The sequence below is a fragment of the Celeribacter halophilus genome, from assembly GCF_900114135.1.
Classification (GTDB): Bacteria; Pseudomonadota; Alphaproteobacteria; order Rhodobacterales; family Rhodobacteraceae; genus Celeribacter; species Celeribacter halophilus.
This window is the reverse complement of record NZ_FORY01000006.1, coordinates 84,209-99,320: the sequence shown is the minus strand read 5'-3', so window position 1 is coordinate 99,320 and position 15,112 is coordinate 84,209. Positions and strand designations below refer to the sequence as shown.

Genomic DNA, 15,112 nt, shown 5'->3' with positions numbered 1-15,112 from the left:
TTAGACAAGGACGCCCAAAGATGCGCCCGTTTCAATAAACAATCCCAAGACCCCCCGTCTGGCCTTACATAGCTGCGGGAAAGCTCTCGGGATTGCAGATTTATTGCGCATATGGCTGAAAATATGATGAAGATGCAAGCCGTCAGCCGGAAACCTGCGCCCCGCATACCGCCTGTGTGCTTTTCGCACAGGGGTTTGTGGCGGGGCAGGGCGTTGGCTTGCGGACGTGTGGGGCGTGAGGGCGTGTTAGTGGGGTGTGAGCCGTCGGGTGGGGTGGTTTCTTCCGACAGCTGCACGCGTGTTTAACGATTAGTTAACCTTTACGGATCATATATCCGGCATGGCCTCACGCATCAAAGATAACCTCTTGAATAAAATACTGAGATTCTCCTACGCCGATCATCACCTGATCTGGCTGCCCCAGCAAAAGCTCGGGTATTTCCGTATCCCGAAGGCGGCCAATTCCTCCATCCGGTTCCAGTTGGCGAAAACCTTTCAGCTGACCGGCAAAAAGGGGCTGCGGCCAAATCAGGACAAGTTTTGGGCCCAGCAGGACGAAATGCAGGCGGTGAATCTTACCCATGAGGAGTTCTTCGAGCGCACGGATCGCGATGATGCGTGGCTCTTCACCTTTGTCCGCCATCCGGTCACGCGGCTCTATTCCTGTTGGAACAACAAGATCATCGAGAACACGACGCTCGCACGCGCGTTCAAGAAGATGGGTGTCGAGCTTGGCATGGATTTTCCGAGTTTCGTGCAAAAGGTCTATGACGCGCCGGATGAAAAGGCCGATATTCATGTGCGCTCACAGGCGTCGATCCTGACCCGTGAGGGGCGGCTCCTCCCGCATTTTGTCGGACGTGTGGAATGTATGGAGGCCGACTGGGACCATGTGCGCTTTGAAACCTCCATTCGCGGCGTGGGGCTTGGCCCGCTGCGCCATGTCAACGCGCGACAGAAGGATGGCTTTGATCCTACGGAGATCATTCCGGCCCCGACGCTCAAGCTCATCAGGGAGCGTTTCGAGCAGGATTTCAAACTGTTCTACCCGCGTGAGTTGACGAAAAATGTATGAAACAGGGCGTGGATCGGGGGCGCAGCAGACATGAAACCTCTTCCACAGAAAAACACCGCAGGCGTCCCTTACGCCTTCGACCCCATGAAACCCGATACAGCAGTTTTGAGGCAGTTTTAGAATGGTATTTACTCTTGCAGACGTGACGATTGTTCTGCCGGCATTCAATGCCGAAACAACCCTTGGAGATACACTTAAATCTCTTGAGCCCTCTATGGCCGAAGGGATGTCACTCATTCTGGTCGATGATGCGTCGACGGACCAGACGCCACAGATCATGACGCAATTCGCGGACCGTTGGAAAACGGTGCGCTTTATGCCGATGGAGAAAAATGTCGGGGCAGGGGTAGCACGCAACATTGCGATGGATGCCGTAAACACCCCTTTGATGACATTTATTGATGGTGATGACTGGGTCGGGGAGAGTTATTACAAAAACCTCGTCAGACGGTTTTCAGATTTCCCTGATCTGGATTTTGTCCGCTCACATTTTATCGAGTGTTATGGGACGCAGCGAGGGGTGAGACGAGCGGCTTTTCCGTTTTGTGATGTGCCGTTTGATCCCAAACTGGGTATTTTACCTGATGAGAGGACGACACTTGTCAAGCCCATGTGTGGCCGGGCATGTATTCGACAGAATTTCTAAACCGTCATGCGATGCGGTTTTTGCCTCTGCAGACGGCTGAGGAGCGAAAACTTGTCTGGGAACGGCAGATGTTGGCAAAGAAGTGCCTCGTCGCTGAAGAGAACCAGATATTTTACCGCAGAGGTATTAGTAGCAGCCTGACGCATATCGGAGATGAGCGGCAACTTGATATTCTCGCGGCTCTTAAAGAGCTTCTTGCGTTCGTTATGAGTAGCGATCATCCGGAGTTTCTTCAGAAAGCCGTTCGTCAATCACTGGCTATGATTTGCTTCCATCTGGATCGTTTCGACAGGCTTTTGCCCCATGTGCAATCTCTAATGCGTAAGGGGGGACGGGAAGTTTTGTTGCTCATACCTCCGGCAGACCGCGATGAGGGGTTTCATCGTATTGACGCGAGAAGACGGACAATGCTGGAGGATTTGCTCAAATGATTTTATGCCAGATTTCGACTCTTTTTGATCTTCATGTGTTGCTCGGTTCTCTGCGGGCGAATGGGCATTTGGATGTCATGCCCAAGACATTGCTGGTCAGCGCGCATTCCGTTTCTCCGGAAGTGCCTGGCGGACTGTATGAAACGGTTCAAAAGTTTCCGGACCTCGACAAGTATTTTTCAAATGTCGTGAGCCTGAACAAAATCATTGCGCCGGTCCATCCACAGAAATGGGAGGTGGATGGGAACGAGCCGAAACGGCTTTCAGCGGGCAGTCTTCTTTTGGCGGCTCTGGGGTTGGAAACTGTTGAGCAACTATATGTCGAATCCATACAAACGCCGCCGGCCAACACGCTTGTTCAACTGCTTCCCGCAGCGAGGATAAATGTTTTCTCTGACGGGCTTATGTCATTCAGTCCGACACGGAATGCATTGCCTATGCAAGTATTGAGCCGTGTGGACCGTCTTTTCTACCCCGACCTCCTGCCCGGTGTGACGCCGCCATTGCTCAGAGAAGCCGGAGTCGAATTGCATCCTCTGGGGATGGAGGGGCTTCGGGGAACCTTCGAGGCTATGGATGCGGACGGGGCGCAGGACGGGAGTGCTGACCTTCAGGGGTTGCCCTTGTTCCTCGGTCAATACCTCTCCGCGCTCGACCTTATGAGTGCCGAAGAGGAAATCGCCCTTTATGCTGACGGTTTGGTGGCCTGTGCCGAGCGTGCGGGGGCCAAACGTGTGGCCTTCAAACCGCATCCAAGTTTCTCGGAGGGGATGCTGCACCAGTTAGTTCAGGCTCCAGCGCTTTCCGGGCTCGACGTGACCGTGATCACTTCGTCGCACTCCCTCGAAACGCTCTTGCTGCAAAGCCGGCCTGCCTTTGTGGCGTCGGTCTTTTCAACGGGGATGGCGATGGCTCATGCCATGTTCGGGATCGAGGCCTATCACTTCCGAACCGAAGCGTTTTTTGACCGGTTGCAGCCTTGGGAGAATAGCAACCGTGTGCCTGTGATGCTGTCCGCCTTGATGTATCCCGACCTGGAGGGGCGCGAGACGCATTATCCTCTGCGCGCCGAAGAGGTGCAGGTGAAAGTGGACCTTATGGCGGCTTCGATGCAACCCAAGACGCTGGTGCCGGACAACAGTGCCCTGCTCAAGCTGCTGGGCCATCCGATGACCCGTGAGGACAGGTTCGAGCGCACGGCGCGGCGAAAGCTCTTTGGTTATACGCCGAAGAATTCTCTGTCGATGGAGCAGGCGGCGCTAGCCGGTAAATCCTGGGAGGAGACCAGAGGTGCGCCGGAGCGTCTTCGGGCGATTGATCGGGCGCGTCTGGCGCTCAAGGCCAAAGACTATGACATGGCTTTCGAGATCAGTCTGGAAGCCTATCAAAAGACCCCCACGTCGTCTTTGCATGTCGAGATTCTGGAAAAGGCTGCGGCGCATCTGTCCGAACTGAACAAGATCATTGCCAAGCGCGCGCGGCAGGATCTTGAGGCGCTCAAACAGGCGGCTGAGGATACTCCACAAGAGACCGTCCTTGCCTCCGCTGACAGGAGGCGAGAGGTCAAAAACGCGTTTCTCAGACGTCTGCGGCGCACCTAGAGACAAGGGGATCGGCAGAGGGGGCGCCTATTTGTAAAGCGCCTCCTGACCGAATTTGCGCAGGAGCAACACCCCGAAAAACAACGGAATTGTGCCGCAGAGGAACACATAGGTTAACGAAATGTAGTGAGGAGAATAGATCGAATAGAACATCCCCGCGCGGGCATAGCCTGTGATGTGCAGGACCGGATTGAACCAGAGGATGTTCTGGGCAAATTCCGGCAGGTCTTCGTAGATGAAAAACACGCCGGAGATCAGCATGAGCGGCCGCGTGGCAATTCCCCAAAGGGTTGACCACAAAGGATAGCGGAATGTCAGGAAACAGTTCAACGTCCCGACGCCCACCCCCAGCCAGATCGTGGCGGCGAAGGCGGTGAACAGGGTTTGGTAGTCTATGATTTCCCGCACATTGTCATAGCTGTGAATGCCGACAAGAACGACCGCCGCGACCATGCTTTGTGTGAGAACGGCCAGCAGGAAACGCGAGGTGACAACATCAATGAAGGTGACACGGGGATAGCTCATCAACGCACGGTTGAAGGAAATCGCATTGCCCACATTGCCGCTGATCCGTTGGAACATCCGCAAGGGCAGGATTGCAGAGGCGTAAAACCAGAGAAACGAGGTGCCGAGAGACGGACTACGCAACATCAGGGAGAAACCGATGGCAAACAGCACAATCATCGCCAGAGGTTCGAGAATGGCCCAGATATACCCTCCGGGGGTGCGGCCATAGGTGGTCGACATTTCACGCAATATTAACGCTGATATTGTACGAAATGTCCTGAAACGCAGATTGGGAGAGGACGGTTCCGGTGCCGGCTGGATTGCTTCAAATGTTTGAATTTCTTGCGACATACCCGCATCCTGATCGTTATTTTCTGTCTCGGTCCAAACACGGCGGCATTCGGAACAAGACTAGGCTTAGAGTATAAAAGTGAACAAGAATTTACCCCAAGACAAGAGCCCTGTTTCGCAGCAGGATGTCGAGGTCGCCGCACAGCAACCGGCGAAGCCCGCGATGAAAAAGCGGAAGAAACAGGAGGCGGCGCGCAAAAGGGCGGCGGTTCCGCAAAAGCCCCCCGTGCCCCGCGCGCGCCTGAAATCCCGTCACCGTGCGCTGCTCATGAGCTTCCTTGTGGTTGTGGTTCTGCCAATTTTGGCTATGGCGTGGTATTTGTGGACGCAGGCGCAGGATCAATATGTCTCGCGCGTCGGGTTTACCGTGCGGCGTGAGGAAAGTGCTTCAGCGGTCGATATCTTCGGCGGGCTGGCTAATCTGTCCAGTTCGAGCTCGTCGGACAGCGATATTCTGTATGAATTCATCCAGTCTCAGGAGATGGTGCAGGCGGTCAACGCATCGCTCGACCTGAACGCGCTCTATTCGCGGTTTTACGAAAAAGACGCCGTTTTTTCCCTCCGGCCTGATGCGAATATCGAGGCGTTGCTGCAATATTGGCAGCGGATGGTGAAAGTGTCCTACACATCGGGCACGGGGCTGATCAAAATCGAGGTCCGCGCCTTTACGCCGGAGGATGCGCAGGCCATTGCGGAGGAGGTCTATCGCCAAAGCACACAGATGATAAACGCCCTCTCTGCGATTGCCCGTGAAGATGCGCTCAAATATGCGCGTCTCGAACTCGAAGAGGCGATGGAGCAACTCAAACAGGCGCAGCAGGCCATCACGGCCTTTCGGTCGAAGAACCAGATTCTCAACCCGAACGCCGATATCCAGATCCAGATGGGTCTTTTGACGTCGTTGCAGGAAAAGCTGGGCGACGAGATGATCGCCCATGACATGTTGCTGAACAACACAAGCGAGGATGACCTGCGGGTGGTGGAGGCCAAGCGGCGCATTGCGGCGATTTCCGAACGCATACGGCAGGAACGTGCCAAGTTCGGGGTCGGCGGGGCGATGGCGGCTGGGGCATCGCCGGATGACGAGGACTATGCGACATTGCTGGAGAATTTCGAAAGCCTGACGGTGGATCGGGAATTTGCCGAAAAGAAATATACCTCCGCCCTGTCGAATTTCGACTCTGCTCAGGCCGAAGCCCAGCGGCAAAGCCGGTATCTGGCGGCTTTCGTGCGCCCGACCCTTGCCGAAGCCGCAGAATATCCGCGCCGGTTCATCCTTTTGGGGATTGCCTCGCTGTTTCTGGTGATGGGGTGGAGCACCGCCACGCTGATTTTCTATTCCCTGCGCGACCGTCGTTGAACCGCTATGATCGAGTTACGCAACCTCTCGAAGAGCTTTCGCTCCGGACGCGGGAGAAAACATATCGCCCGCAACCTCAGCATCGTGTTTCCGACCGGCTGTTCGGTGGCGCTTCTGGGGCGCAACGGCTCCGGAAAGTCGACCTTGCTGCAAATGATTGCGGGAAATATGCGTCCCGATTCAGGTCAGATCATTTCGAAAGGACAGGTATCCTTTCCCGTCGGGTTTTCCGGCAGTTTTCACAGAGATCTGACCGGTGCGCAGAACACCCGATTTATCGCGCGAATCTACGGGGTCGATACGGATGAGCTTTTGCGCTTCGTCGAGGATTTCGCGGGGCTTGGCGGGCATTTCAACATGCCTGTGCGCTTGTATTCCTCCGGTATGCGCTCGCGCCTTGCTTTCGGGATTTCGATGGGGATCAAGTTTGACACTTATCTGGTGGATGAAATTACTGCGGTGGGCGATCAGGCGTTTCGTGAAAAGAGTTCTGCCATGTTCAAGGACAGGATGCGCAACAGCAATGCGATTGTCGTCACACATTCCATGAAGGATGTTCGTCGCCTGTGTAACGCCGGAGCGGTTCTGGAAAACGGCCGCTTGCGATATTTCGACGATGTGGAGGAGGCGATAGATTTCCACCTTGGCAATATGAGGACATGACGGCAGGGCGAGGGGCGGGAGGTGCGTCCGATGCCTTGAGAGTTTGAACGGATCACAATTTGAGCGCGGATATCATGCACGAGTTATCAGAAACGCCACAGACGCCGGTTGACCTTCCGAAGGCGCAACAACCGGTCCTGCTGGTATTCAGCGACGATTCCACCTTGTTTTTCGCGCGGTTGATGCGTGACCTGCTGAAATCTGCCGCGCCGGATTGTCCGGTCGCGTTCTGTCTGTATTCCGACGAAAACACCCTGTCCGAGCGCCAGATCTCAACCTTGCTGCCGGAGGGACCGGATCTGGTTCTGGACAGGAAAGGTCTTTATGCCGTGTTCGCAAACCGCAACATTCGGGCTGTCGTGACTTCCCGCGTCTATGCGCCTTTGCGCAATGCGCTCAAGGATATGGACACGGCCGGACAAGGTCGGCTGAGAGCGGGGCGGCCTTGTTTGATCAGCTTTCTGGGTGGGCTTGATTTCTTTCCCGAGCGCGGGCTGCGGCATCGTTTGGTCTCCGATGCGGTGTTCGTGTTCCCGCGCCCTGACATCGCGCTTTTCAAGGAGATCCGGCGTCAAAGTGGTGAGGCGGGGTTCTGGCAGTATGTGGGGTTCGGTCATCCGGCGGCGCTCGCGCCGAAGGCCCCGCTCGCTGATCTGCACAGCCGCAAGGACATCTACTTTTTCGCGCAGGCGATTTCCCCCAAGTCGCGGGCGGGGCGCAGGCATATTCTGGATGCGCTGATCGCCATTGCCGAGCGCAATCCGGAGCGGGACGTGTATATCAAGCTGCGCCACCTTCCCGGTGAGAACGCACAGCATCTCCATGTGGAAAAATATGATTATCCGTCGCTGTTAAAGAAATATTCAGATGTTCCGCCCAATCTGAAACTGACCGCCTGTGTAATGCAGGAGGCGCTGGAGAAGGCTGCGATTGCCATCACTTGCACCTCGACCGCGGCTCTGGATGCGATGTCGGAGGGCGTGCCGACGATGATCTATCTCGATTACGTCGACAATTTCCTCGACCCTCTCAACGGGCCGATGCGGAAGGTTTTCAACACCAGCGGGGCGATTGTGACGTTGGAAGAATTGCTGTGTCTCAAGCCCCGTCCGGTCAATCCCGCGTGGGTTGCGGATATGTTTGCCGAGCGTTCTTTAGGTGCGGATGTGCTCAAGGCGATAGAGGAGTTTGAGGGCAGAGAGGGCCTGTATGGTGCTTAGTGTAACACGCTGCGTGATACAGGGGCCGGCGTGGTCTCGGGCGATAGGAGTTGAGGGGGGCGGCGAGAGGATTTAGCTGGCGGACTCCGCGTGGGCTTTCGCCGCTTTGAGCCGTGCCAGATGGGCCGCGAGTTGGGTCGGGCCGGGCGCGGTGGAACTGGCCATGAGCGTCAGTTGCCACATCAATTCTATAATATCGCGGCGAAGCGTCAGGGTTTTGAGCTGTGCGCGGTGATGTTGGACGGCTTCTTCATGCAGCGCGTCGAAGGCTTCGAGATCCGCGCGTGCCTCTCTCGCGGCTTTGCGCATCTCCGTGATCCGCGTATCTTCGACAAGGTTGAAATTCCGCTCGGCCCAGTAGCCCGCCCCCACAGGTTTTTCCATGTGATTGGGCAACCCGCGTCGGGCTTTGAGGATGAATTCCTCGATCGAGCGCACGGAGTAATGGTTGAGCCATGCGCGTTCGCCTTTGGAACTCAGGCCGAAGAGATTGATCCGCGATTGCTGCGTGGCGAAATCTTCGGCCAGAGCGCGACCGGAGGCGGAGACCCAGCGGGCCTCTTTGCCTTTCGGGCGATGCACTCCCAGCCCCTTGAACGCCGCAGGTCGGTGCAACGTCTTGAAAAAATGCGCCAGCGGCAGCGCGATGTCTTCGGGGGCGGCCATGATGAACCGTTCGGTCACGGGGCGGTCCTGCCATGTGCCAATTCCGCTATTGCCAAAGAGATGCCAGCGCAAAGGCATGGCGTCCGCCGTGTCGGGCAAAAGCGCACCCAACGGTTCCTTCAGAACCAGATATTCGTCGACATCGAAGAACAGCGCCAGATCGGCCCCTTTATAGAGCGGATGTTTGGAGAGCAGTTTCATCGCCTGCCACTGCACGGCTTTTTCGCCATCGGGGACAAAGGGCAGATGCGTGACGATTCCTGCGGCGTCGAGCGCGTCGAGCATCCGGTCCGTGCCATCGGTGCAGTCATGCGAGGCAATGAGAAAATGTGCAAATCCGGCCGCACGGTGATGGGCAATCCAGTCAAGGAGCCACGGCCCCTCGTCGCGGATACATGTGATCGCGAGTGTCTTCAAACCCGGCTCATCCTCATATCACACCAAGCGCCTGCGCGTTTGATTTCTTTGGATAATGGGTTTCACACAGGGGGATGTGAGTCAAGTTTCGCGCTTTGGTCGCCTTGCCGGAGAGGGGCGCTGACGTGGCGTCATTTGTAGCGCAATCGCTCTGCCATGCGAGTCAGGATGGAGGGGGCGACGGCAATCAGGATCACGATGCGGACCAGATGGTGCACAGAGATATAGGCCACTTCGGCATGCATGGCCAAAGCCACAAGGGACATTTCCGTGAGCCCGCCGGGAGCATAGGCGAGCAGCACTTGTTCGACCGTTTGGCCGAAAGGTTTGTGCAGCAATACCGCAAAGCCCAGAGACAGGCTCATAGTGATCAGGGTGCCGCCAAGGCTCAGTGCGAGGGTCTCCGCAACGAGGCGGGGCTTCGCGCCACGGAAGCGACAACCCATCGTGGAGCCCAGCACGACCTGTGCCACGATGACCAGAAACCCCGGCGGAGAGGAGGCGGTCAGGCCGGATATATGTACCGCCCCTGAAAGCAGCATCGGCCCCAAAAGCCCCGGAGCGGGCAGTTTCAGCTTTCCGCCAAGCCATGTGCCCAAGACTGCGCAGGCCAGCAGGATCAGCGCGCTGGGCACGGTCAGGCCCGGGGCATCGTCATGAAGCGGCACGCCTTGGACCTCATAACCCAGCACCACGCGAAACCACACGGCGATGATCGAGATGGTCACCACGATGCGCCCCGCGTGTGCCAGAATGATCCGCTTTTCATCGCCGCCCAGCGCGCCGCCGATCACCGTCATTTCGTTGATGCCGCCGGGCATGGCGGAGAAGAAGGCCGTCACAGGATCAAGCCGACCGACCTTGATGAAATAGGGCACGACGAGGGCCGCCGCGAGGACGAGGTAGAGCGCCAGCCCCGCCAGAGAGAGGCCCCATTGGCCGAGGTGCTGGAATGTTTCGGTGTTGAAGCTGGAGCCGAGCATCACGCCGATCACGGGAATGACGATGGGGCGCAACCGTCCGGAGGTCTCAAGCGGCGTGCCTGCCATCACGAAAGCAAACACCGCCAGCATGGAGCCCAGCATCCACGGCAGCGGAAGGCCGGCCAGATAGAACCCCGTGCCGCCTGCTGCCCCGACACAGAGTGTCAGCAGAATGCGCAAGGCGCGTTTGGGGGCGGGCGGTGTCAGCACGTCGATGTCCTCGAAAAAGGGCAAAATGTCGCGTCAACATACTGTCATCGGGCCACAGGGCAAGATCGCGCGGTGGCGTTTTGCGCACAAGACTTGGGCGTTGCATGGGTTTTTGCACATCCGGCGTGGGAAATCCGGCGTGTCACAAAAGTTTTTCCATGTCGTCACACAAGCGTTTCAGAGCCTGTGCCTTATCCCGTCAAACAACGAGGGGACAGATATGCTCGACGTCAAGAGCCTGACAAAGCGGTTCGGCTCCAATGCCGCAGTAGACAATGTCAGTTTCACCATCGACCGCCCGATGATGATCGGCATTATTGGCCGGTCCGGCGCCGGTAAATCCACCTTTTTGCGGATCATGAACCGGCTGACGGATGCCTCCGATGGGGAGCTGTGTTTTGAAGGCCGCAATGTCCTGACGCTCACAGGTAAGGACAAGCGCGACTGGCAGTCCGACTGCGCCATGATCTTCCAGCAGTTCAATCTGGTGCCGCGTATGGATGTGGTGTCGAATGTGCTGCATGGCACTTTGGGGCGGCACTCTACCTTGACGACCATGTTCAACCTCTACCCCGAGGCTGAAATCCACAAGGCCATCGACATTCTGGACCGTCTCGGCATTGCCGAACATGCGGCGAAGCGTGCCGAGGCGCTTTCGGGTGGCCAGCAACAGCGTGTCGCCATCGCGCGCGCCCTGATGCAGGACCCGAAGGTGATCCTTGCGGACGAGCCGATTGCCTCTCTTGATCCGATGAATGCGCAAACTGTCATGGAGGCGCTGCGGCGTATTCATGACGAGGACGGGCGCATGGTCATCGCCAACCTGCACACGCTCGATACTGCGCGGCGCTATTGTGACCGCATCATCGGGATGCGCGACGGGCGCGTGGTCTTTGACGGCACGCCGGAGCAACTGACCACCGGCGTGGCCCGCGACATTTACGGCGCAGGCGCGGATTTTTCCGAGGCCGCCACCTCCACCGAGATACGCGATCACGACGCGGTTGTTACCGAAGAAATTCGGGCCGCCGAAGTCGCGCTTTAACCCTCTTTCATCCCCCCGCAACCGAACATTTCGCGGGTTTCAACACGGAGACTTACGATGAAGAAACTGCTTGCTGCTGCTTTGACCACCACCGCGCTTGTCGGTGCTGCTCAGGCGCAAGAGATCAAAGAATTCAACATCGGCATTCTGGGCGGCGAAAACGCGCAGGACCGTCTGAACGCCTATGAATGTCTTGGCGGCTACGTTGAAGAGGCGCTGGGCGTTCCGGTGAAGATGTTTGCACCGGCCGACTATAACGGTGTGATGCAGGGCCTTCTGGGCGGTTCCATCGACATGGCATGGCTCGGGTCGTCCGCCTATGCGGGTGTCTACATCCAGAACCCCGAGGCGGTTGAACCGGTGCTCATCAAAGTGAACCTCGACGGCACCATCGGCTATCACTCCATCGGCTTTGCCCGCAAGGACAGCGGCATTACGAGCCTCGACGATATGGAAGGCAAGGTCTTCGGTTTCGGCGATCCGAACTCCACCTCCGGCTACCTGATCCCCTCCATCGAGATCCCGCAGTATAAAGGCGGTATCACTATGGAACCGGGCGACTATTTTGGCGATGTGACCTTTGTGGGTGGCCATGAGCAAACCATCGTGGCGGTGAACAATGGCGACATTGACGCCGGTGTGACTTGGGCTGATGGTCAGGGTGAATGGGAAGACGGGTATAACAATGGCGCCCTGCGCAAAGCCGTGGACGCGGGTCTTGTGGACATGAACGACCTTGTGGAAATCTGGCGCTCCAAGCCGATCCCCGAAGGCCCGATTGTTTTGCGCACGGCTCTGCCTGATGACGTGAAGACGACCATGACGGCGCTCATGGACGGTCTTTACGAGACTGATGCGGAATGTGCTTATGGTGTGACTGCAGGCGAAAGTCTGGGTTTCCGTCCGGTGACTCACGAGATGTATGAATCCATCGTCGCGGCGCGTCTGTCGAAAGCCAACTGATTTCGATTTGATACCGGCCCTCGCGCTTTCCTGCGCGGGGGTTTTTCTTCGCAAGGACCACCCACATGACCGATATGAACGCCACGTCGCTGGACGTGACCCGTGACCATTATCTTGCGCTCACGCGCCAGCGTCGGCTCTATGGCGGGCTCATGTTGCTGGTCTTTGTCCTGCTTCTGGCCTCGGGATTTGGCATCGCCAACGAACGCAACGCGGGCGGGTTTCTGCCCGGCCTGCCGCAAATCTTCGACTTTCCCGCCGAGGTGGTGCAGGAGGCATGGGAGAAACGCGCCAATATGCCCGACCATCTGGCCAATGCGTTTCCGGCCCTGATCGAGACCATCAACATCGCCGCCATCGCCACGCTGACGGGCGGGTTTGGTGCGGTTGTCCTGTCGCTTCTGTCCACGCGGGGGCTGGCCCCCTGGCCGCGTCTCATTCCGGTCTTTCGCCGGATCATGGACCTGATGCGCGCGATCCCCGAGATCGTGACCGCTCTGGTTCTGATCTACGTTCTGGGTGGCGGGCCCGTTCCGGCCGCCATTGCCATCGCCCTGCATACCATCGGTGCGCTGGGCAAGCTGTTCTCCGAGGTCAATGAAAATGCCGATTTGAAGCCGCTCGAAGGGTTGGCTTCGGTCGGGGCTACATGGTTCCAGCGCATGGTCCTCGCGCTATTGCCACAGGTCGCGCCGAACTGGTTTTCCTATGCGCTTTTGCGTTTCGAGATCAACATCCGCGCCTCCGCAATCCTCGGTTTCGTCGGCGCAGGCGGCATCGGTTACGAGCTGAAAAACGCAATCTCATGGGGGCAGGGCAAGTTCGACGAAGCCGCTGCGGTCTTTATCCTGTTGTTCCTGAGTATTGTGTTCTTTGACCAACTGTCCTCGGTTGTGCGCAATCACCTCACACATGGTTCCAAGAAGGGAGTGTCCCAATGACCCTCGCCGCCGACAGCCACACCGACCTGCGCGACCAAGCGGTCAAGCTCATTGCCCGCAAGCGCCTGTTCTCCTTCGCCCTGCCTGCGGTGATCCTCGCCTATTGCACCTATATCTTCTTTGCCTTTGACATTTTGGGCCTCGCCGAGCGGGCACGCTGGGACAATGCCTCCAAGATGATCTCGGATGCCTACAGTTATAAAACCGTGGTGGAGCGCAACAACCGGCGCGGGGGCATTGCGGTCTCTGTCGAAGGGGAGCGCAAAGGTACCTACGACGCGACGAATTATCCCGAATGGGTCGAGGTGGGCGATGACACGGCCACCATTGCGCTGGAACAGGGCGGCTCCATCGTGATCGACGGCGACCTCGTGCGCTTTGATGTGCCGGGCTTCGGTCTGATCGCGGCGACGCAGACCCGCACCGACGGGGTGACGCTGAACCTCGACACGAATGACCTGCCCGACTGGATCAACTGGTCGAGCGCGCGCGTGTCCATCACCACAGATGTGGCGCGGCTGACGCTCACCAAAACGCGCACCGAGGTCTTCGTCTATGACTATGGCTGGGAACTGTTCTGGTTCACGCTCGACAGCCCTTATTACGATCAAAGCTTTGCCGAGATCTTCTTTGGCCCGCGCATTGATCCGACGCGATCCAATCCGGTCGGCGCGTGGCAAGACTTCTGGAACAACGGCATGTGGCGTCACGGCGATACCGCTTGGGCCCTGTTCGAAACGGTCCTGATGGCCTTCCTTGGCACATTCGGCGCGGCGATGATCGCCCTGCCTCTGGCCTTTCTCGCGGCACGCAACTTTGCGCCCTTGCTCGTGGTGCGGATGGCGGCGCGGCGGGTGTTCGATTTCCTGCGCGGTGTGGACGGGTTGATCTGGACCATCCTTCTGTCCCGCGCCTTCGGCCCCGGTCCGATGACCGGCGCGCTGGCGATCCTGCTCACGGACACCGGCTCTTTCGGCAAGCTCTTCTCCGAGGCGCTGGAAAATGTCGACAACAAACAGATCGAAGGCATCCAGTCCACCGGTGCCAAGCCCCTGCAACGCTACCGCTTTGGCGTGATCCCGCAAATCGTGCCCGTGCTTCTGTCACAGGTGCTCTATTTCCTCGAATCCAACACCCGCTCCGCCACCATCATCGGCGCGATCACGGGCGGGGGTATCGGGCTTTTGCTGACCCAGGCCATGAACACCCACAAGGATTGGGAAGAAGTCACCTATTATATCGTGCTTGTGGTGCTTCTCGTGATGGCGATGGACAGCTTCTCCGGCTGGCTGCGGCGCAAGTTGATCAAGGGGGATTGAGTATTTTGGGCACAAAGGAAACGGCAATTGTGTCCGCGTCTCCTTTGTGCTCGAAATACTCCCGCCGGAGGCGGTCCGGAATTGCAAACAGGTGAACCATGCCGAAACTGAGTGCCACGGACCCGTTGATCCATGAGGGCGCAGAGATCGCGTCCGCGACTTTCGGGCGCTATTGCGAAGTGGGCAAGGGCGCGCGGGTGCTGAACTCGGAGTTTCTCGATTACGCCTATTGCGACCAATATGCCGATATCGCCAACACCACTGTGGGGAAGTTTGCCAATATCGCGGCCTTCACGCGGATCGGGCCGACGGATCACCCGTATCGGAACGCCTCCCTGCATCACTTTCTTTATCGTTCCTCCTATTACTGGGAGGATGCCGAGGATGACCCCGCCTTTTTCGAACAGCGCACGGCGCGGCGCACGGTGATCGGGCATGACACATGGATCGGACATGGTGCGGTGATCAAGCCGGAGGTCACAATCGGCAATGGGGCGATTGTTGCTGCAGGGGCGGTGGTGACCAAGGATGTGCCCGCTTACATGATCGTTTCCGGTGTGCCTGCGCAGCCCATGCGTCCGCGCTTCGGGGAGGGGATCGGGGCACGTATGGAGGCGTTGGCGTGGTGGGATTGGGATCACGCGCGGCTCAGGGAGGCGCTTGCAGATTTTCGCGCCCTTGAGGCAGAAGCCTTTCTCGACAAATACGAGTGAT

15 protein-coding genes are annotated in these 15,112 nt (G+C 57.8%); 12 read left to right on the top strand and 3 right to left on the bottom strand.

What is annotated here, in order from left to right; genetic code table 11:
• Window positions 1-367 precede the first annotated feature (367 nt).
• From BM152_RS07920 to BM152_RS07905, 4 genes are all read left to right on the top strand, one after another.
• Complete coding sequence (locus BM152_RS07920; RefSeq protein WP_158527954.1) at window positions 368-1,075, top strand: sulfotransferase family 2 domain-containing protein; 708 nt, start codon at window positions 368-370, stop codon at window positions 1,073-1,075.
• Window positions 1,076-1,196: 121 nt separating this feature from the next.
• Complete coding sequence (locus BM152_RS07915) at window positions 1,197-1,721, top strand: glycosyltransferase family 2 protein (protein WP_066607080.1); 525 nt, start codon at window positions 1,197-1,199, stop codon at window positions 1,719-1,721.
• Window positions 1,700-2,152, top strand: a complete 453-nt coding sequence (locus tag BM152_RS07910) for a hypothetical protein (RefSeq protein WP_139222485.1) — start codon at window positions 1,700-1,702, stop codon at window positions 2,150-2,152. Before BM152_RS07915 ends, BM152_RS07910 begins: the two co-directional genes overlap by 22 nt.
• Window positions 2,149-3,753, top strand: a complete 1,605-nt coding sequence (locus BM152_RS07905; protein WP_066607085.1) for a polysialyltransferase family glycosyltransferase — start codon at window positions 2,149-2,151, stop codon at window positions 3,751-3,753. The genes BM152_RS07910 and BM152_RS07905 overlap by 4 nt, the downstream gene beginning before the upstream one ends.
• 27 nt (window positions 3,754-3,780) lie before the next feature.
• Here the strand turns inward: BM152_RS07905 and BM152_RS07900 are convergent, their stop codons facing one another.
• Window positions 3,781-4,611: an ABC transporter permease gene (locus BM152_RS07900; protein ID WP_066607089.1), complete on the bottom strand. Its 831-nt coding sequence runs from the start codon at window positions 4,609-4,611 to the stop codon at window positions 3,781-3,783.
• Between the two features lie 79 nt (window positions 4,612-4,690).
• Between BM152_RS07900 and BM152_RS07895 the strand changes: the two genes are divergently transcribed.
• The 3 genes from BM152_RS07895 (at window position 4,691) to BM152_RS07885 (ending at window position 7,854) form a co-directional block, all read left to right on the top strand.
• Entirely contained in the window at window positions 4,691-5,971 is a 1,281-nt protein-coding gene (locus tag BM152_RS07895) for a KpsE/RkpR family capsule polysaccharide export protein (protein ID WP_231730571.1), read from the top strand.
• Between the two features lie 6 nt (window positions 5,972-5,977).
• The gene (locus BM152_RS07890; RefSeq protein ID WP_066607091.1) at window positions 5,978-6,634 is read left to right on the top strand and encodes an ABC transporter ATP-binding protein; all 657 of its coding nucleotides are present in this window, start codon (window positions 5,978-5,980) and stop codon (window positions 6,632-6,634) included.
• 74 nt (window positions 6,635-6,708) lie between these two features.
• Entirely contained in the window at window positions 6,709-7,854 is a 1,146-nt protein-coding gene (locus tag BM152_RS07885; RefSeq protein ID WP_066607358.1) for a DUF6716 putative glycosyltransferase, read from the top strand.
• A 72-nt stretch (window positions 7,855-7,926) separates the two neighbouring features.
• On the opposite strand, the gene BM152_RS07880 is transcribed toward BM152_RS07885, so the two are convergent.
• Both BM152_RS07880 and BM152_RS07875 read right to left on the bottom strand, forming a co-directional pair.
• Window positions 7,927-8,937 carry a glycosyltransferase family 2 protein gene (locus tag BM152_RS07880; protein WP_066607092.1) on the bottom strand — a complete coding sequence of 337 codons (1,011 nt, stop codon included), beginning with the start codon at window positions 8,935-8,937 and terminating at the stop codon, window positions 7,927-7,929.
• Between the two features lie 131 nt (window positions 8,938-9,068).
• Window positions 9,069-10,130, bottom strand: a complete 1,062-nt coding sequence (locus tag BM152_RS07875; protein ID WP_231730572.1) for an AbrB family transcriptional regulator — start codon at window positions 10,128-10,130, stop codon at window positions 9,069-9,071.
• Window positions 10,131-10,350: 220 nt separating this feature from the next.
• On the opposite strand from BM152_RS07875, the gene phnC reads away from it, so the two are divergent.
• From phnC to BM152_RS07850, 5 genes are all read left to right on the top strand, one after another.
• Complete coding sequence (gene phnC, locus BM152_RS07870) at window positions 10,351-11,175, top strand: phosphonate ABC transporter ATP-binding protein (RefSeq protein ID WP_066607364.1); 825 nt, start codon at window positions 10,351-10,353, stop codon at window positions 11,173-11,175.
• A 57-nt stretch (window positions 11,176-11,232) separates the two neighbouring features.
• A complete protein-coding gene (gene phnD, locus BM152_RS07865) occupies window positions 11,233-12,138 on the top strand; it encodes a phosphonate ABC transporter substrate-binding protein (RefSeq protein WP_066607095.1) in 906 nt (301 codons plus the stop codon).
• Window positions 12,139-12,203: 65 nt separating this feature from the next.
• Window positions 12,204-13,079 carry a phosphonate ABC transporter, permease protein PhnE gene (gene phnE / locus BM152_RS07860; protein WP_066607096.1) on the top strand — a complete coding sequence of 292 codons (876 nt, stop codon included), beginning with the start codon at window positions 12,204-12,206 and terminating at the stop codon, window positions 13,077-13,079.
• Window positions 13,076-14,398 (top strand): phosphonate ABC transporter, permease protein PhnE, encoded by a 1,323-nt coding sequence (gene phnE / locus BM152_RS07855; protein ID WP_066607097.1) that lies wholly within the window; start codon window positions 13,076-13,078, stop codon window positions 14,396-14,398. The genes phnE (BM152_RS07860) and phnE (BM152_RS07855) overlap by 4 nt, the downstream gene beginning before the upstream one ends.
• A gap of 98 nt (window positions 14,399-14,496) precedes the next feature.
• The gene (locus BM152_RS07850) at window positions 14,497-15,111 is read left to right on the top strand and encodes an LbetaH domain-containing protein (protein WP_066607098.1); all 615 of its coding nucleotides are present in this window, start codon (window positions 14,497-14,499) and stop codon (window positions 15,109-15,111) included.
• Window position 15,112: the final 1 nt, after the last annotated feature.

Coding starts and splice junctions, on each gene's coding strand:
- BM152_RS07915 (WP_066607080.1), top strand. CDS start 1,197: ATGGTATTTACTCTTGCAGACGTGACGATTGTTCTGCCGGCATTCAAT.
- BM152_RS07910 (WP_139222485.1), top strand. CDS start 1,700: ATGTATTCGACAGAATTTCTAAACCGTCATGCGATGCGGTTTTTGCCT.
- BM152_RS07905 (WP_066607085.1), top strand. CDS start 2,149: ATGATTTTATGCCAGATTTCGACTCTTTTTGATCTTCATGTGTTGCTC.
- BM152_RS07900 (WP_066607089.1), bottom strand. CDS start 4,611: ATGTCGCAAGAAATTCAAACATTTGAAGCAATCCAGCCGGCACCGGAA.
- BM152_RS07890 (WP_066607091.1), top strand. CDS start 5,978: ATGATCGAGTTACGCAACCTCTCGAAGAGCTTTCGCTCCGGACGCGGG.
- BM152_RS07885 (WP_066607358.1), top strand. CDS start 6,709: ATGCACGAGTTATCAGAAACGCCACAGACGCCGGTTGACCTTCCGAAG.
- phnC (WP_066607364.1), top strand. CDS start 10,351: ATGCTCGACGTCAAGAGCCTGACAAAGCGGTTCGGCTCCAATGCCGCA.
- phnD (WP_066607095.1), top strand. CDS start 11,233: ATGAAGAAACTGCTTGCTGCTGCTTTGACCACCACCGCGCTTGTCGGT.
- phnE (WP_066607096.1), top strand. CDS start 12,204: ATGACCGATATGAACGCCACGTCGCTGGACGTGACCCGTGACCATTAT.
- phnE (WP_066607097.1), top strand. CDS start 13,076: ATGACCCTCGCCGCCGACAGCCACACCGACCTGCGCGACCAAGCGGTC.
- BM152_RS07850 (WP_066607098.1), top strand. CDS start 14,497: ATGCCGAAACTGAGTGCCACGGACCCGTTGATCCATGAGGGCGCAGAG.